The organism is Pseudomonas sp. FSL R10-2189, assembly GCF_009600325.1.
GTDB lineage: Bacteria > Pseudomonadota > Gammaproteobacteria > Pseudomonadales > Pseudomonadaceae > Aquipseudomonas > Aquipseudomonas helleri.
The window spans coordinates 145,699-161,250 of record NZ_WIVZ01000007.1 but is presented as its reverse complement, the minus strand read 5'-3'; the positions used below and the strand labels follow the sequence as shown (position 1 = coordinate 161,250).

Annotated in this window: 14 protein-coding genes; 9 read left to right on the top strand and 5 right to left on the bottom strand. The window is 58.8% G+C overall.

Translation table 11 applies throughout. The features are described from left to right. Window positions 1–9 precede the first annotated feature (9 nt). On the top strand, window positions 10–351 hold the full coding sequence (locus tag GHO32_RS08450; RefSeq protein WP_123751731.1) for a pentapeptide repeat-containing protein: 342 nt from the start codon (window positions 10–12) through the stop codon (window positions 349–351). A gap of 247 nt (window positions 352–598) precedes the next feature. Beyond that, on the top strand, window positions 599–871 hold the full coding sequence (locus GHO32_RS08445; RefSeq protein ID WP_048391524.1) for a TfoX/Sxy family protein: 273 nt from the start codon (window positions 599–601) through the stop codon (window positions 869–871). A 330-nt stretch (window positions 872–1,201) separates the two neighbouring features. Here the strand turns inward: GHO32_RS08445 and GHO32_RS08440 are convergent, their stop codons facing one another. Genes GHO32_RS08440 through GHO32_RS08430 form a run of 3 tightly spaced genes read right to left on the bottom strand, consistent with a single transcriptional unit; the run spans window position 1,202 to window position 3,878 of the window. Continuing rightward, window positions 1,202–1,969 (bottom strand): heme ABC transporter ATP-binding protein, encoded by a 768-nt coding sequence (locus tag GHO32_RS08440; RefSeq protein ID WP_153333972.1) that lies wholly within the window; start codon window positions 1,967–1,969, stop codon window positions 1,202–1,204. Next, entirely contained in the window at window positions 1,969–2,952 is a 984-nt protein-coding gene (locus GHO32_RS08435) for an iron ABC transporter permease (RefSeq protein WP_178113862.1), read from the bottom strand. Before GHO32_RS08435 ends, GHO32_RS08440 begins: the two co-directional genes overlap by 1 nt. Window positions 2,953–3,002: 50 nt before the next feature. Continuing rightward, window positions 3,003–3,878, bottom strand: coding sequence for a hemin ABC transporter substrate-binding protein (locus GHO32_RS08430; RefSeq protein WP_153333976.1), 876 nt, complete (start codon window positions 3,876–3,878; stop codon window positions 3,003–3,005). A gap of 173 nt (window positions 3,879–4,051) precedes the next feature. On the opposite strand from GHO32_RS08430, the gene GHO32_RS08425 reads away from it, so the two are divergent. Continuing rightward, the gene (locus tag GHO32_RS08425; RefSeq protein WP_123751735.1) at window positions 4,052–4,390 is read left to right on the top strand and encodes a Rieske 2Fe-2S domain-containing protein; all 339 of its coding nucleotides are present in this window, start codon (window positions 4,052–4,054) and stop codon (window positions 4,388–4,390) included. Here the strand turns inward: GHO32_RS08425 and sfsA are convergent. Next, window positions 4,373–5,080 (bottom strand): DNA/RNA nuclease SfsA, encoded by a 708-nt coding sequence (sfsA, locus tag GHO32_RS08420; RefSeq protein ID WP_153333978.1) that lies wholly within the window; start codon window positions 5,078–5,080, stop codon window positions 4,373–4,375. The two genes, GHO32_RS08425 and sfsA, sit on opposite strands and share 18 nt — an antisense overlap. After that, on the bottom strand, window positions 5,080–6,252 hold the full coding sequence (locus GHO32_RS08415; RefSeq protein WP_153333980.1) for a pyridoxal phosphate-dependent aminotransferase: 1,173 nt from the start codon (window positions 6,250–6,252) through the stop codon (window positions 5,080–5,082). Before GHO32_RS08415 ends, sfsA begins: the two co-directional genes overlap by 1 nt. Window positions 6,253–6,572: 320 nt before the next feature. Between GHO32_RS08415 and dksA the strand changes: the two genes are divergently transcribed. The 6 genes from dksA to folK all read left to right on the top strand — a co-directional run bounded on the left by dksA (window position 6,573) and on the right by folK (window position 15,393). Further along, entirely contained in the window at window positions 6,573–7,016 is a 444-nt protein-coding gene (gene dksA / locus GHO32_RS08410; protein WP_048373305.1) for an RNA polymerase-binding protein DksA, read from the top strand. Window positions 7,017–7,189: 173 nt separating this feature from the next. Next, window positions 7,190–8,086 carry a tRNA glutamyl-Q(34) synthetase GluQRS gene (gene gluQRS / locus GHO32_RS08405; protein WP_153333982.1) on the top strand — a complete coding sequence of 299 codons (897 nt, stop codon included), beginning with the start codon at window positions 7,190–7,192 and terminating at the stop codon, window positions 8,084–8,086. A gap of 239 nt (window positions 8,087–8,325) precedes the next feature. Then, window positions 8,326–11,280 (top strand): sensor histidine kinase, encoded by a 2,955-nt coding sequence (locus GHO32_RS08395; RefSeq protein WP_178113860.1) that lies wholly within the window; start codon window positions 8,326–8,328, stop codon window positions 11,278–11,280. 22 nt (window positions 11,281–11,302) lie between these two features. Next, on the top strand, window positions 11,303–12,742 hold the full coding sequence (locus GHO32_RS08390; protein WP_153333986.1) for a sigma-54 dependent transcriptional regulator: 1,440 nt from the start codon (window positions 11,303–11,305) through the stop codon (window positions 12,740–12,742). Between the two features lie 755 nt (window positions 12,743–13,497). Continuing rightward, a complete protein-coding gene (locus tag GHO32_RS08385; RefSeq protein WP_153333988.1) occupies window positions 13,498–14,889 on the top strand; it encodes a polynucleotide adenylyltransferase PcnB in 1,392 nt (463 codons plus the stop codon). Between the two features lie 3 nt (window positions 14,890–14,892). Further along, window positions 14,893–15,393 carry a 2-amino-4-hydroxy-6-hydroxymethyldihydropteridine diphosphokinase gene (gene folK, locus GHO32_RS08380; RefSeq protein ID WP_153333990.1) on the top strand — a complete coding sequence of 167 codons (501 nt, stop codon included), beginning with the start codon at window positions 14,893–14,895 and terminating at the stop codon, window positions 15,391–15,393. Window positions 15,394–15,552 lie beyond the last annotated feature (159 nt).

Genomic DNA, 15,552 nt, shown 5'->3' with positions numbered 1-15,552 from the left:
AGACGCCCCATGAGCCGCCCTGCCTTGCTTGAATCGGCGCTCTACACGTTACTGCATGAAGACAACATCAGCGGGTTTAACCAACAACGTCCACCCGGACACATTGATATGCGTGGCGGCGACTTTCGCGGGCTGGATTTGCGCGAGCTAAATGCAGACAGCGTGGATTTCACCGACGCCTATTTCCGCTCTGCCGACCTGCGCGGCCTGGACTTGCGTAACGCCTGCATCGAAGGCGCCAGCCTGGCCCATGCGCAAATTTCAGGGGCGTACTTTCCGGTCGAACTGACTGCAGATGAAATCCTGATGTCGGTCAACTTCGGCACACGCTTGCGCTATCGCACCAAATAAAACAAATACGACATTCGCCCCAACGCCCGCCCGGCGTTGGCGACTGTTGCCTGAAATTTGAGGCAAGCGCTCTGGCTCGGGCCTTTGCATCAATCCCTGTCACAGCCCTAACGCCATCTCCTGCACTTTCTGCGCCTGCTTGTTCCAAAAACGACTAACGGACGGCGGCTTTCTTATCAGCCGCTACACTTCAACACACCTGTCTTGACTCATAAGCGCTGAGCTCACGCCGTCGCAAGGAGAGCTGATGCAAGATGAACTCCAGCATCTAAAAAACCTTGGGAAAACCTCGGCGCAATGGTTGCACGCTGTCGGTATCCACAGCGCTTCGGATTTAAGGCGCCGCGGAGCGGTCGAGGCTTATCGGGCCGTCAAAGCCAGGGGCTTTCGGGCATCCAAAGTGCTGCTCTATGCCATTGAAGGCGCGCTGCTGGACGTTCACTGGAACGACATCCCCCCGCAAAGAAAGGCATTTTTGAATGAGCAAGTAGAGGATTTGTTCAAGCTGAAAAAAGGCTAGTCCGCACCGTTTATCGGTGGAGCAAAAAAAGCTGAAAAACAGTTGTTGACATGAAAATGAGAATTGTTATTATTACGCCATCTGGTCGCGAGGCCAGTCGATCTTCTGGAAGGCCCTTGGTTCGGACTCTCAGAAAATCTCCTCATCAGGCTAATCACGGTTATTTGACCCGGCTCTTGCCGGGTCTTTTTTTGCCTGAAAAACACCCGATCAGCGTATGCCCCTTCCTGTAGGAACTGCCGCAGGCTGCGATCTTTTGACTTTCAAGATCAAAAGATCGCAGCCTGCGGCAGTTCCTACTCGGCGATAACTCGCAGCCTTCTTAAGTTGTCAGCGCGCAATAATCACCGGATGCCCTAATTCAGGGTGCGGCTGCACCAACACATCCAATCCGAATACGTCTTTGAGCGACTGCGGCTGCAACACCACTTGCGGGCTGTCCAAAGCACGCGGGTAGCCGTCTTCCAGCAAGAGCAGGCGATCACAGTAACGCGCGGCGAGGTTCAGGTCATGCAGGATGATCAACACCGCAGCGCCACGATCGGCAAAGGCACGAATGGCTTTCAAGGTTGTGTGCTGATGCAAAGGGTCCAGCATCGAGGTCGGTTCATCGAGCAGCAACGTCTGCCCATTTTGCCCCGGCCATAACTGCGCCAGCACCCGTGCCAAGTGAACCCGCTGTCGCTCGCCCCCGGACAACGCCAGGTAACTGCGCCCCGCCAAATGCCCGACATCAGCCGCCTCCAGCGCCGCGCAGATGATCTCGGCATCGCGCACGGTGCCAGTCTGATGGGGCAAACGCCCCATACCGACCACCTCTTCAACACGAAAAGCAAAATCGAGGGTCGATGTTTGTGGCAATACGGCAAGACGCTGCGCCCGCTCGGCGCCCTTCCACTGGCTCAGAGCATCCTGATCCAGCAAGACCTCCCCTTCAGTCGGCGCCAACTCACCACACAACGCCGCCAGCAAAGTGCTTTTACCGGCACCATTGGGCCCCAGAACACCCAGCACTTCACCCGGCCGCACCTCAAGGGTAATGTCATTCAGCACGCTTTTAGGGCCGCGACGAATATGCAGGTTTTCTGTACGCAGCATCAGTGGCGGCCTCGCAACAACAGGTAAAGGAAGAACGGCGCGCCCAAAAATGCGGTCACGATACCAATCGGCATTTCCGCAGGCGCCAAGGCCAAGCGCGCAATCAGGTCGGCAAACAGCAGCAAAGCAGCGCCTGCCAGTACCGACGCAGGTAACAACACCCGATGATCCGGCCCGGCCAGCAGTCGCACCAAATGCGGCACCACCAAACCGACGAAGCCGATCATGCCCGCTGCTGCCACTGCCGCGCCCACGCCCAGCGCGGTACAGAACACCAACTCGCGCTTGAGCCCTTCTACATTGATGCCCAGGTGATTGGCTTCGGACTCGCCCAGCAACAAGGCGTTTAGCGCGCTGGCCCGGCGTGGCAACCACAGGGATACCGCCACGGTCACAAACAGCAGAGGCCACAAACGGGCATAACTGGCGCCGTTCAAGCTGCCCAGGTTCCAGAACGTCAGGGTGCGCAACGTCGCGTCATCGGCCAAATACGTGAACAAGCCCACCGTCGAGCCTGCCAGCGCCGTGAGCGCGATACCCGCCAGCAGCATCACCGCCACGCTGGTTTGCCCATTGCGTCGGCCAAGCCGATAAACCAATGCCGTCACCCCCAACCCGCCGAGAAACGCACAGATCGACAGTAAATACGGGCCAAACGCGTCGGGCAAACCGCCAAAGGCCGAACCGCCGACAATCGCTATCGCCGCACCCAGTGATGCACCACTGGACACCCCCACCAGGCCGGGATCAGCCAGAGGGTTACGAAACAAGCCCTGCATGGCCACACCGGACAACGCCAGCACGCCGCCCACCGCCAAACCGAGCAACGTGCGGGGCAAGCGAATCTGCCCCAGGATCAACTCGGCCTGTTCCAGCCCGTCGCCATTTATCGGTACGCCGACCAAGCGCAAGGCCGCACGCAAGGTGTCGAGCAACGGCAAACTCACCGGCCCCAACGCCAACGATAACCAGATAGCTATCAGACACAGCACACTCAGCCCGATAAACAAAGGGCGAGGCTGAACCAATGTCCTCATAGGTGGGCCGGAGCCGCTGGGTAAAATTCAGCCGTCAGTTGCTTCAAGCTGTCCGGTAAACGCGGGCCCAGGCCGCCTACCAGTAGCGTTGGGTCCAGCTCATAAATGCGCCCGTCTTTGGCTGCTTTGAGCGAGGCCAGAATCGGGTTTTCCTTCATGAGCGCTTTACGCGCCTCATCACCTGTCAGGCTACGGTCTGCAAACACCAGCACGTCAGGGTTCAAACCTGCCAGCGCTTCCACGGAAAAGGTTTTATAGCCCGTGTGCGTGGCCAAGTTGTGACCACCGGCCTGTGTCAGCAACCAATCTGCCGCCGTGTCCTTGCCCGCAACCAGTGGTTTGCCGCCCGCATGCCCCAACAGCAGCAGCACGCCCGGCGATTGATGCTGGGCTTGTGCCTGTTTGACCTGCTGCTGCAACGCTTCCAGTTGCTGTTGATACGCCTTGAACACCTGCGACGCTTTAGCTTCATCCCCCAGCAGGCGCCCCAAGTGCGCGAGAGTGCCCTCAAGGGTGGGCAGGTCAGCTTCGGCCGAGAACATTTCAACCGGCACACCGGCGTTACGAATCTGCGCCAGCACCGGCGGTGGCCCCATTTCCTCGGTGCCGATCAAGACATCCGGCTTAAGGCTCAAAATCCCCTCTGCCGACAGTTGCCGCTGATACCCGATGCTGGGCAGTGATTTAAGTGATTCAGGATGTTGGCTGGTGGTATCGACCCCAACCAATTTAGACTCCCCGCCTAAAGCACTGACCCACTCCGAAAGCGCGCCCCCGGCACTGACCCAGCGTTGGGGCAACTCGTCAGCCAGGCTGACATGACTGATCATAAAGCCTGCACAAAGCATTATCAGGCGGGTACTCAGGCGCATACGGGGGCGTTCCTTGATAAGTGGGCTCAACGGAGCAACGGCAGTGCCGCCAGTCAAAACAGCACATCACAGAGCAGCCCGCCATTTGATAATTGTTTGCATTTGCACGTCAACCTCTTAACACGTGCCATCACGCGTATCGATTCATACATCAGGGTAGGTTAAGGATTGTAATGAAATATGTGTGCCCCTCAGCGTCGCTGACAGAAGGCGCCAGCCTGGGCTTTGAACAGCACGGCATCCGCCTGCTTGTCGTGCGTCGGGCCGGTCAGGTCTACGCCTATAAAAATCGCTGCCCCCACCGTGGTGTGCCGCTGGAATGGCAGCCCAACCAATTCCTCGACCCCAGCGCCAGCCTGATCCAGTGCGCGACCCATGCTGCCTTGTTTTTGATTGAGAGCGGGGAATGCGTTGCCGGGCCTTGCGCCGGGCAATTCTTGACCGCCCTTGGCTGCCATGAAGACAACCAAGGGATTTGGCTGACACACGATGAGTCAGAGGATGACGTCTAACCGGCGATCAACCACCACCGCGTCAGACGTCAGGCTAACGCCATAAGCCAGTACCTGAACACCTGCCGCCACCGCTTCACGCAAGGCCGCCGCATAGCCCGGGTCGATTTCTTGCGCCGGGCGTACCGCGTCGATCCCGGTCAGGTTGACGCAATACAATTGCACCGCCCGCACGCCTTCACGGGCCAGGCTGGCCAGCTCACGCAAATGCTTGGCGCCGCGTTGGGTAACCGCATCCGGAAACGCCGCCACACGGGTGTCGTCAAAACCCAACGTGACACTTTTGACTTCGACAAAGGCAAAGCCCTCCGGGTACTCCAGGCGGAAATCAATCCGGCTGTTTTCCTGACCATAGGCGACTTCGCGCTTGAGCGCAGTAAAGCCATTGAGCTCGGTGATCACCCCGGCCAACAGCGCTTCTTCGACCAAACGATTGGCACGCCCGGTGTTCACACACGCCAAACGGCCTTGCGGGGTTTCACTGATCTCCCACGTGCCCGGCAGTTTGCGCTTGGGGTCATTGGAGCGGCTGAACCAGACTTGCCCGCCTTCGACCATGCAATTGAGCATCGAACCGGTATTCGGACAGTGGATTGTCAGCAGCTCACCGCTGACCGTTTCGATGTCGGCCAAAAAACGTTTGTAACGCTTGAGCAGACGCCCTTCTTCTAAGGCTGGAGAGAACTGCATCAGATTTTCCAGCTCTGCAGGCCACGGGCAATTCGCTCAACCGCTTCCTGTAGGCGCGGCAAACTCTGGGTGTAGGCAAAGCGCACGTGATGCCCGGCCTGATGACGCCCAAAATCCAGACCCGGGGTGAAGGCAACGTGCTCAGTTTCGAGGAAGTGACGGCAAAAAGCGAAGGCATCATCGCCGAACGCGCTGATATCGGCGTACAAATAAAATGCACCTTCAGGCTCCACGGCAATGCCGAACCCCAATGCTCGCAACGCGGGCAGTAGATAGTCACGACGGCGTCCAAACTCGGCGCGACGCTCTTCCAAAATGGCCAGCGTTTGCGGCTCAAAACACGCCAGCGCGGCATATTGCGCCATGCTCGGAGCGCTGATGTAGAGGTTCTGCGCGAGCTTTTCCAGGTCTGCGACGGCCTCTGGCGGCGCCACCAGCCACCCCAGGCGCCAACCGGTCATGCCGAAATATTTGGAGAAGCTGTTGAGCACAAAGGCGCTGTCGTCCACCTCAAGTACGCTGGCGGCCTCACAGCCGTAAGTAAGGCCGTGATAGATCTCGTCCACCACCAAATGCCCACCACGCGCCTTGACCGCAGCCGACAAGGCAGCCAATTCATCACGGCTCAAGAGGGTTCCGGTCGGGTTCGCCGGGGACGCAACCAGCGCGCCCACACTGTCTTGATCCCAGTGACGTTCAACCAGGTCAGCCGTCAACTGGTAGCGAACATCAGGGCCGACCGGCACCAGCTGCGCGGCCCCTTCAACCAAACGTAAGAAATGCCGGTTACAGGGGTAGCCCGGATCTGCAAGCAACCAGTGTTTTCCCGGATCAACCAGCAGGCTGCTGGCTAAAAGCAAAGCACCAGAGCCGCCTGGGGTGATCAGAATGCGCGAAGGGTCGATGTTCAAACCGTAACGCTGCTGATAAAACCCGGAAATCGCTTCACGCAACTCCGGCAAGCCGCGTGCTGCGGTGTAACGGGTTTTACCCGCGGCCAGGGCGGCCTGGCCCGCCGCGATAATCGGCTCGGCCGTGGTGAAATCGGGCTCGCCAATCTCCAGGTGAATTACATCGTGCCCCGCCGCCTGCAACTCGTTGGCACGCGCCAACAACGCCATGACGTGGAACGGTTCGATCGCGCGGCTGCGCGCACTGTAAGACTGAACCATGAGCCTGCCTTCCTGGGTAAGCAAAAGTCCGATTCTACCCAAGCACTGTCACAAGGGAGAGCGAAATAGAGTCTTAGACTGCCCGCGCGTAGAACCAAACGGCGCAAGCCCCGGTCATAGCTCGGCTAAAATATTAATTTGCCACTAATCTTAAGTACGACAGGCTTTGTACACGATCGCTGACAACAGGCTAGACAACCGGGAGTAGCGCGGCCCGAATTGATCTGGTAAGTTCGCCCGCTTGCAGCCGCAGGGCCGGCAGGTGTCGGTGATGTTGCAATCCTGCGCAATGGATTAGAAGAACAGAGGCGGTCCATTTCATGCCCACACAAGCACAGCAACAGAATACTCAATCGCTTAGCGGCTTCGAGCCCTACGTTGAAAAGCCGGGTGAAGAGTACATGGGCGAGCCTATGCGCAAGCACTTCACCAAGATTCTGCAAAAGTGGAAACAGGACTTGATGCAGGAAGTCGACCGCACCGTTGATCATATGAAAGACGAAGCGGCCAACTTTCCTGACCCAGCTGATCGCGCCAGCCAGGAAGAAGAATTCAGCCTGGAACTGCGAGCCCGCGACCGCGAGCGCAAACTCATCAAGAAAATCGACAAGACCCTGCAACTGATCGAAGACGAAGAGTACGGTTGGTGCGAGTCTTGCGGCGTCGAAATCGGTATTCGCCGACTCGAAGCCCGCCCGACGGCGGACATGTGCGTAGACTGCAAAACCTTGGCTGAAATCAAGGAAAAACAAGTCGGCAAGTAATCGCCGGCCTGACCCAATGGGGCGTGCGAACGCCCCATTTTTGTTTCTGTAATTTGCTCTTCCAGCCCTGTAGCCGCTGCCGCAGGCTGCGATAAGGACCGAAGGGCCTTCAAAACACCAGGGCTGCTACGCACCCCATCGCAGCCTTTGGCAGCGGCTACAGGATTTATGCCATGACGGCTGTTTCAAACCCCTCCTACATCGGGCGCTTTGCCCCGACGCCCAGCGGTCATTTGCACTTCGGCTCGCTGGTGGCCGCCCTCGCCTCGTACCTTGACGCACGCTCCGTAGGCGGGCGCTGGTTGTTGCGTATGGAAGATCTCGACCCGCCGCGTGAAATGCCCGGCGCTCAAGCCGCCATACTCGACGCCCTGCAACGCTATGGGTTTGAGTGGGACGGTGAACTGGTTCGTCAAAGCGAGCGCCATGACGCCTACGCGCAAGTTGTGGACCGCTTGTTCAGCCAAGGCCTGGCCTATGCCTGCACGTGCTCGCGCAAACAACTCGAAGGCTATAACGGGATTTACCCCGGGCTGTGCCGTAACGCCGGCCGCTCGATGGAAAACGCCGCCATTCGCCTGCGGGTGCCGGAGCTTGAATACGCCGTTGAAGACCGCGTACAAGGCACCTTCCGCCAGCATTTGGGCCGTGAAGCTGGTGACTTTATTATCCGCCGCCGCGATGGCCTGTATGCCTACCAGTTGGCGGTGGTGCTCGATGATGCCTGGCAAGGGGTCACTGATATTGTGCGCGGCGCCGACCTGCTCGACTCCACACCGCGTCAGCTATACCTACAAGAGTTGCTCGGGTTATCGCAACCTCGCTACCTGCACGTGCCGCTGATCGTTCAACCCGACGGCCACAAGCTGGGCAAATCGTACCGCTCGCCGCCGCTGACACCCGATCAAGCCTCGCCCCTGCTGCTTCGCGCCCTGCGAGCACTGGGCCAGGCCCCGGACGAAAGCCTTGATGGCGCCAGCCCGCGTGAGATCCTCGACTGGGGCATTGCGCACTGGAATGCCGGGCTGATCCCGCGCACGCTCACCCTGGCCGAGGCGCAATTACGCTGACAGCCCTTGCAGGTTGCCAGCCATCCGTTACCATCGCCGCACGTTTTTAGGGCATGCGGCCAGCAAAAGTGAGGGCAGGATGTATATCTATCGATTGGTCCTGTTGCTGGTTGTCGGGATCTACCTGTTTTCCCCCGCCATCATGGATTGGTGGATTGACGCGACGGGCGCCTGGTATAGGCCGTATCTGCTTTGGCTGATTCTGATCGTTGTGACCTTTATTCTTCAGAGCCAAAAAGATGCCGATGAGCTTTAGCCTGACCCAGATGGTGCTGGTCAGCGCCGCGTATTTGCTGGTGCTGTTTGCAGTGGCGTGGATCAGTGAGCGCGGCATGATCCCGCGTGCGATCATTCGCCACCCGCTGACTTACACCTTGTCGCTGGGTGTTTACGCCAGCGCCTGGGCGTTCTACGGCACCGTGGGCCTGGCGTATGAATACGGTTACGGCTTTTTATCCAGCTACCTCGGGGTGTCCGGCGCGTTCTTGCTGGCGCCCGTGTTGCTCTACCCTATTTTAAAAATCACCCGCACCTACCAGCTGTCTTCGCTGGCAGACTTGTTTGCGTTTCGCTTTCGCAGTTCATGGGCGGGCGCGCTGACCACGATTTTCATGCTGATCGGCGTGTTACCGCTGCTGGCCCTGCAAATTCAGGCCGTGGCCGACTCCATCAGCATCCTGACCCGAGAACCGGTGCAACACCGCGTAGCCCTGAGCTTCTGCGCGATGATTACCCTGTTCACGATTTTCTTCGGTTCACGGCACATCGCCACGCGTGAAAAGCACGAAGGGCTGGTGTTTGCCATTGCCTTTGAGTCGGTGATCAAGCTGGTCGCCATCGGCGGGGTTGGCCTTTATGCGCTTTACGGCGTGTTTGGTGGCCCGCAGCAACTGGAAGTCTGGCTGCTGCAAAACCAGACTGCCCTCGCCGCCCTGCACACCCCGCTGCAAGAAGGCCCTTGGCGCACCTTGCTGCTGGTGTTTTTTGCCTCGGCCATCGTGATGCCGCACATGTATCACATGACCTTCACCGAAAACCTAAATCCGCGCGGGCTGGTCAGCGCCAGCTGGGGCCTGCCGCTGTTCCTGCTGTTGATGAGCCTGGCCGTGCCGCTGATTCTCTGGGCCGGGCTCAAGCTGGGCGTCACCACCAACCCTGAGTACTTCACCCTGGGGATTGGCATCACGGCCAACAGCAAAGCTTTGGCATTACTGGCCTATGTCGGCGGGCTTTCGGCGTCCAGCGGGTTGATCATCGTCACCACCCTGGCGTTGTCGGGCATGGCGCTCAACCACCTGGTGCTGCCGCTCTATCAACCACCTGCAGAAGGCAACATCTACCGCTGGCTGAAGTGGACCCGCCGCGCGCTGATTGTGGCCATCATCATGGCCGGCTACGGGTTTTACCTGCTGCTGGGCGCCGAGCAAGACCTCGCCAACCTGGGCATCGTCGCCTTTGTCGCCACCTTGCAGTTCCTGCCGGGCGTGCTCTCGGTCCTGTACTGGCCAACGGCAAACCGACGTGGCTTTATCGCCGGGTTGCTGGCCGGGATCGTGGTGTGGATGGGCAGCATGCTGCTCCCGCTGATCGGTAACTTCCAGGGCTTCTACATCCCGTGGCTCGACATGATCTACGTGCTGGACGATACCAGCTGGCACATGGCGGCCATCGCCTCGCTCGCGGCGAACGTTCTGATGTTCACCCTGATTTCCCTGTTCACTAACGCCAGCCCCGAAGAAGCCAGCGCCGCCGAAGCTTGCGCGGTAGACAACGTACGTCGCCCGCAACGTCGCGAGCTGCACGCCGCCTCCCCGCAAGAGTTTGCCACCCAACTGGCCAAACCTCTGGGCGCCAAGGCCGCGCAAAAGGAAGTCGAGCAAGCCTTGCGCGACCTGTACTTGCCCTTCGACGAGCGGCGGCCGTACGCCTTGCGGCGCTTGCGTGACCGGATCGAAGCCAATCTGTCGGGCCTGATGGGCCCCAGCGTTGCCCAAGACATGGTTGAAACCTTTCTGCCTTACAAATCAGGCGGCGAAAACTACGTTACCGAAGACATTCACTTCATCGAAAGCCGGCTTGAGGACTACCACTCGCGCCTGACCGGCCTGGCCGCCGAACTCGACGCCTTGCGCCGCTATCACCGCCAAACGCTGCAAGAGCTGCCGATGGGCGTGTGCTCGCTGGCCAAGGATCAAGAGATCCTGATGTGGAACAAAGCCATGGAAGAGCTGACCAGCATCCCCGCCCAGCGGGTAGTCGGTTCGCGCCTGAATACACTGGGCAACCCGTGGCGCGAATTGTTGCAGGGCTTTATCGACCTGCCCGACGAGCACTTGCACAAACAGCATCTGGCCCTCGACGGCCAAACTCGCTGGTTGAACCTGCACAAAGCGGCCATTGATGAACCGCTGGCACCAGGTAACAGTGGCCTGGTGTTACTGGTCGAAGACTTGACCGAAACACAGATGCTCGAAGACAAACTGGTGCATTCCGAGCGGCTGGCCAGCATTGGTCGACTGGCCGCGGGCGTAGCCCATGAAATCGGCAACCCGGTAACCGGCATCGCCTGCCTGGCGCAGAACCTGCGCGAAGAGCGCGAGGACGACAGCGAACTGACCGAGATCAGCAGCCAGATCCTCGAACAAACCAAGCGCATCTCACGCATTGTGCAATCGCTGATGAGCTTCGCCCACGCGGGCAGCCATCAGCACAATGACGAGCCCGTCTGTCTGGCCGAAGTGGCTCAAGATGCCATTGGTCTGCTGGCCTTGAACCGGCGCAACTTTGAGGTGCAGTTTTACAACCTGTGCGACCCCGATCACTGGGTCGACGGTGACCCGCAGCGCTTGGCGCAAGTGTTGATCAACCTGCTCTCAAACGCCCGCGACGCCTCGCCTGCCGGCAGCGCCGTGCGGGTCAAGAGCGAAGCCAGCGAGCACACGGTCGACCTGATCGTTGAAGACGAAGGCAGCGGAATTCCGAAGAACATCATGGACCGATTGTTCGAACCTTTCTTCACCACCAAGGACCCTGGCGAAGGCACCGGCTTGGGCCTTGCACTGGTCTATTCCATCGTTGAAGAGCATTATGGACAAATCACCATCGACAGCCCGGCTGACATTCAGAGCCAACGCGGGACCCGTATTCGGGTGACACTACCGCGTCATGTCGAAGCGACGTCCGCTGTGAACTGAGACCGTCGAGAGAACTGAATCAATGCCGCATATTTTGATCGTCGAAGACGAAACAATCATCCGCTCCGCGTTGCGCCGCCTGTTGGAGCGCAATCAGTACCAGGTCAGCGAAGCCGGCTCGGTACAGGAAGCGCAAGAGCGTTTCAGCATTCCCTCGTTCGACTTGATAGTCAGCGACTTGCGTCTGCCCGGTGCGCCCGGCACCGAGTTGATCAAGCTGGGGCAAGGCAAGCCGGTGCTGATCATGACCAGCTACGCCAGCCTGCGCTCAGCCGTCGACTCAATGAAAATGGGCGCGGTCGACTACATCGCCAAGCCGTTTGATCACGACGAAATGCTCCAGGCGGTGGCGCGCATCCTGCGCGATCGGCAAAACAGCCAGACGGTGGCCGCAACTGACCGCCCGGCCGCCAAGCCCGGTAACACCGACAAAAATACGGTGGACAACAGCAACGGTGAAATCGGCATCATTGGCTCATGCCCACCGATGCTCGACATGTACAGCAAGATTCGCAAAGTCGCGCCCACAGATTCCAATGTGCTGATTCAAGGTGAGTCCGGCACGGGTAAAGAGCTGGTCGCCCGCGCCCTGCACAACCTGTCCAAACGCGCCAAGGCCCCGATGATCTCGGTCAACTGTGCGGCTATTCCTGAATCCCTGATCGAATCCGAACTGTTCGGCCATGAAAAAGGCGCGTTTACTGGCGCCAGCGCCGGGCGTGCCGGGCTGGTCGAAGCCGCCGACGGCGGCACACTGTTCCTTGACGAAATCGGTGAGCTGCCCCTGGAAGCCCAGGCGCGCTTGCTGCGCGTGCTGCAAGAAGGCGAGATTCGCCGCGTGGGCTCGGTGCAGTCACAAAAAGTCGATGTGCGCCTGATCGCTGCGACCCACCGGGACCTCAAGAACCTGGCCAAGGTTGGCCAGTTCCGTGAAGACTTGTACTACCGCTTGCACGTTATCGCGCTCAAATTGCCTGCCTTGCGTGAGCGGGGTGCTGACGTTATCGAAATCGCCCGCGCTTTCCTCGCCCGTCAAAGCGCCCGTATTGGCCGTACCGACCTCAAGTTCGCCCCTGACGCAGAGCGCGCCATCAGCCATTACTCATGGCCGGGTAACGTACGTGAGCTGGAGAACGCCGTAGAGCGCGCCGTGATCCTGTGCGAAAGCCCGGAAATCTCGGCCGACCTGCTGGGTATCGACATCGAACTGAGCGACTTGCAAGACGACGACTTCATCGGCCTGGCCCCGCAACAGAGCATCAGCAGCGGTAACACCAGCCTGGACCCGACCGAAGACCTGTCACTGGAAGACTACTTCCAGCACTTCGTTCTGGAGCATCAAGACCACATGACCGAGACCGAATTGGCCCGCAAGCTGGGGGTGAGTCGTAAATGCCTGTGGGAACGTCGCCAACGCCTGGGCATTCCACGCAGAAAAACCGGTGTCGCCAGCGAAAACTGAAGCGGGTAACGCTGCAGGTAACACCTCAGAACGAGAAAAAACTGTTACCGCTGATTAATCACGTAACAAAAGCCGGGGTTTACGGTAACGAAACCCCGGCTTTTTTTGGCCTGCCAAAAAGTGAAAAGCCAGAAAACCCCTTATTTTGCTGGGCCGCGCAAAAGTTGGCACGCCCCCTGCTATATGTATTCGTACAAGAACAATAAGAATCACAGCAACACACAATAAAAATAAGACGTATCGGCTCACGCATAACAAAAACAACACGGCGGAGGCGCAGCTAACTGATTGTTTTGGAGAGGCGTTGTACATGGGGCTTGCCCCACGGCTAGGCAGAGAACAACAAAAACTGCACTTAAAGCAGAGCCTGAACTAGTTGGATCATTGATCACATCAACACAGCGACCAAAGCAATCCGTTTGCTCTTATCTCTCAATTTGAGAGGGTTACACAGGCCAAAACCTGGTAACCAGGGCACTTAACAAAAACAAAAAGCCCGCAACTCATAATAAAAATAGAGCATGCAACTAATTCTGGGGGAGCTTCGGCTCCCCTTGTGCTTGCTGCGATTTAGAAAAAATCACTTACACGCTCTAACTCAAGCCTCTGGCAGCTATTTATAGCGTGCCGTTTGTAGCATCGCGCGCAAGAGCGGCTCAGCTTCCTACACCATCCCCTGACTAAATGCTAGAATCCCCGCCCATCATGCGGTCATTCTTCGTTTTGGCCGAACATTCCTTCAAACAGTGCATCCCATGCTGAAGAAGCTGTTCCAGTCACTCCGTACTCCCAAGCGTCGCACGCAACAACTGCGTAGCACCCCAGAAGTGCTCAACAGCGGCCAACACTCGCTGCAACGCGCTCAATTCAGCCGTTACGCCGTCAACATCGTCGAACGTCTGCAGAACGCCGGTTATGAGGCCTATCTGGTCGGCGGTTGTGTGCGCGATATGCTGCTCAACATCACGCCCAAAGACTTCGACGTTGCCACCAGCGCCACCCCTGAACAGGTGCGTGCAGAGTTTCGCAATGCGCGGATCATTGGCCGCCGGTTCAAGTTGGTTCACATCCACTTTGGCCGTGAAATCATCGAAGTCGCGACGTTCCGCGCCAATCACCCGCAAAACGACGAAGAGGAAGACAGCAACCAGTCCTCGCGTAACGAAAGCGGGCGCATTTTGCGTGACAACGTTTACGGCACTCTTGAAGAAGACGCCCAGCGTCGTGACTTCACGATCAACGCCCTGTACTACGACCCGGTCAGCGAGCGCATTCTCGATTACGCCAACGGCGTACACGACATCCGTAATCACCTGATTCGCCTGATCGGCGACCCTCAGCAGCGCTACCAGGAAGACCCGGTGCGCATGCTGCGCGCGGTGCGCTTCGCGGCCAAGCTCGACTTCGGTATCGAAAAACACACCGCAGCGCCGATCCAGGCCCTGGCGCCGATGCTGCGAGAGATCCCGTCTGCGCGGCTGTTCGAAGAAGTGCTCAAGCTGTTCCTGTCGGGCAGCGCGGCTGACACCTTCGAGATGCTGGTTGACCTGCAGTTGTTCGAGCAACTGTTCCCGGCCAGTGCCGAAGCGCTTGAGCACAACCCGACATACACCCACACCCTGATCAGCGAAGCCTTGCGCAACACTGACCTGCGGATCAAACAAGGAAAACCGGTCACCCCGGCATTCCTCTTTGCCGCCTTGTTGTGGCCAGCCCTGCCGACACGCGTCATGCAACTGCAAGACCGTGGCATGCCCGCCATCCCGGCCATGCAGGAAGCGGCACACGACCTGATCGCCGAGCAATGTACGCGCATTGCCATCCCCAAGCGTTTTACGCTGCCGATCCGCGAGATCTGGGACATGCAAGAACGCCTGCCGCGCCGCAGTGGCAAACGCGCCGATGCGCTACTGGATAACCCGCGCTTCCGTGCCGGCTATGACTTTTTGCTGTTGCGTGAAAGCGCTGGCGAACAGACCCACGGCCTGGGCGAGTGGTGGACAGACTATCAGGACGCCAACGACAGCGGCCGCCGCGAGATGATTCGTGAGTTGAGCAATGCCAAAGATGACGGCACCGGCCCTGCCCCGCGCAAGCGTCGCCGTACCAGCAGCAGCAAGCGTAAACGTGCAGGCGCAGACGAGTAAGTGATGGAACGTATCTACATCGGCATGGGCAGCAATCTGGCTGAGCCCACAGAGCAATTGCGCAGCGCTGTCCAGGCGCTGGCGCAACTGCCGCAGTCAACTCTGGCCGGTGTTTCGGCGTTCTATCAAAGCGACTCGTTACTGCCCGGCCAGCCGCGCTACACCAATGCCGTGGCGGCCATCGACAGCACTTTGGCACCGCTGGCGTTGCTCGATGCCCTGCAAGCCATCGAGCTCGATCAAGGCCGCGAGCGTCACGAGCGCTGGGGCCCGCGTACGCTGGATCTGGACATCCTGCTCTTTGGCGATCGCCTGATCGACGAGCCTCGCCTCAAAGTCCCGCACTACCATATGCACGCCCGCCCTTTCGTGCTGTACCCGCTGGCCGAACTCGTGCCCGCAGCGCTGGTACTCGCTGACGGCCGCCGTCTTGAGCAATTGCTTGCAGACTGCCCATTCGTCGGCCTTGAGCGTATGGCGCCATTCGCTGAAACGAATCAATAACCGCGGTAACACCCACGCGGTAACACCTCTAATTGACTTCCAGTGTCCCCGTCACGACTATAGGCATCCCGCTGCCGTCCATTTGACGGCGCAATGTGAAAAGCAGGCGTTATAAGCACCGTTACTAAAAGGTGTGCCTGCTTCTACGATGAATCACAT

Coding starts and splice junctions, on each gene's coding strand:
- GHO32_RS08450 (WP_123751731.1), top strand. CDS start 10: ATGAGCCGCCCTGCCTTGCTTGAATCGGCGCTCTACACGTTACTGCAT.
- GHO32_RS08445 (WP_048391524.1), top strand. CDS start 599: ATGCAAGATGAACTCCAGCATCTAAAAAACCTTGGGAAAACCTCGGCG.
- GHO32_RS08440 (WP_153333972.1), bottom strand. CDS start 1,969: ATGCTGCGTACAGAAAACCTGCATATTCGTCGCGGCCCTAAAAGCGTG.
- GHO32_RS08430 (WP_153333976.1), bottom strand. CDS start 3,878: ATGCGCCTGAGTACCCGCCTGATAATGCTTTGTGCAGGCTTTATGATC.
- GHO32_RS08425 (WP_123751735.1), top strand. CDS start 4,052: ATGAAATATGTGTGCCCCTCAGCGTCGCTGACAGAAGGCGCCAGCCTG.
- sfsA (WP_153333978.1), bottom strand. CDS start 5,080: ATGCAGTTCTCTCCAGCCTTAGAAGAAGGGCGTCTGCTCAAGCGTTAC.
- GHO32_RS08415 (WP_153333980.1), bottom strand. CDS start 6,252: ATGGTTCAGTCTTACAGTGCGCGCAGCCGCGCGATCGAACCGTTCCAC.
- dksA (WP_048373305.1), top strand. CDS start 6,573: ATGCCCACACAAGCACAGCAACAGAATACTCAATCGCTTAGCGGCTTC.
- gluQRS (WP_153333982.1), top strand. CDS start 7,190: ATGACGGCTGTTTCAAACCCCTCCTACATCGGGCGCTTTGCCCCGACG.
- GHO32_RS08395 (WP_178113860.1), top strand. CDS start 8,326: ATGCCGATGAGCTTTAGCCTGACCCAGATGGTGCTGGTCAGCGCCGCG.
- GHO32_RS08390 (WP_153333986.1), top strand. CDS start 11,303: ATGCCGCATATTTTGATCGTCGAAGACGAAACAATCATCCGCTCCGCG.
- GHO32_RS08385 (WP_153333988.1), top strand. CDS start 13,498: ATGCTGAAGAAGCTGTTCCAGTCACTCCGTACTCCCAAGCGTCGCACG.
- folK (WP_153333990.1), top strand. CDS start 14,893: ATGGAACGTATCTACATCGGCATGGGCAGCAATCTGGCTGAGCCCACA.